The organism is Gilliamella sp. X-23, assembly GCF_057063545.1.
Window position 1 is genome coordinate 1 of record NZ_JBXSQG010000030.1, and the last position, 1,151, is coordinate 1,151.

At 42.5% G+C, this 1,151-nt stretch carries 1 protein-coding gene; it reads left to right on the forward strand.

Translation table 11 applies throughout. The features are described from left to right. A partial coding sequence (gene tuf, locus ACYH9I_RS11230) for an elongation factor Tu (protein ID WP_483560787.1) occupies nucleotides 1-1,151 on the forward strand: 1,151 nt, incomplete at its 3' end.

Genomic DNA, 1,151 nt, shown 5'->3' on the forward strand with positions numbered 1-1,151 from the left:
ATGTCTAAAGAAAAATTTGAACGTACAAAACCCCACGTTAACGTTGGTACAATCGGCCACGTTGACCATGGTAAAACAACTTTAACTGCGGCAATTACTTCTGTACTTGCTAAAAAATACGGCGGTCAAGCGCGTGCATTCGATCAAATCGATAACGCACCAGAAGAAAAAGCACGTGGTATCACCATCAACACTTCACACGTTGAATATGACACACCAACTCGTCACTACGCACACGTAGACTGCCCGGGCCATGCTGACTATGTTAAAAACATGATCACTGGTGCGGCACAAATGGACGGTGCTATCTTAGTCGTAGCAGCAACAGATGGTCCTATGCCACAAACTCGTGAGCACATCCTTTTAGGTCGTCAAGTAGGTGTTCCTTACATCATCGTATTTTTAAACAAATGTGATATGGTTGATGACGAAGAGTTATTAGAATTAGTTGAAATGGAAGTACGTGAACTTCTATCTCAATATGATTTCCCAGGTGATGATACACCAGTTATTCGTGGTTCAGCGCTTAAAGCGTTAGAAGGCGATGCAGCATGGGAAGACAAAATTGTTGAATTAGCTGAAGCATTAGACAGCTACATTCCAGAGCCAGAGCGTGATATCGACAAACCATTCCTATTACCAATTGAAGACGTATTCTCAATTTCAGGTCGTGGTACAGTAGTAACTGGCCGTGTTGAACGCGGTGTCATCAAAGTTGGTGAAGAAGTTGAAATCGTTGGTATCAAACCAACTGCTAAAACAACTTGTACTGGTGTTGAAATGTTCCGTAAATTGCTTGACGAAGGTCGTGCGGGTGAAAATGTTGGTGTATTACTACGTGGTACAAAACGTGAAGAAATCGAACGTGGTCAAGTACTTGCAAAACCAGGTTCAATCACTCCACATACTGATTTCGAATCAGAAGTGTATATCTTAAGTAAAGATGAAGGTGGTCGTCACACTCCATTCTTCAAAGGTTACCGTCCACAGTTCTACTTCCGTACAACTGACGTAACTGGTACTATCGAATTACCAGAAGGCGTAGAAATGGTAATGCCTGGTGATAACATCAAAATGACAGTATCATTAATTCACCCAATCGCGATGGCAGACGGCTTACGTTTTGCGATTCGTGAAGGTGGTCGTACTGT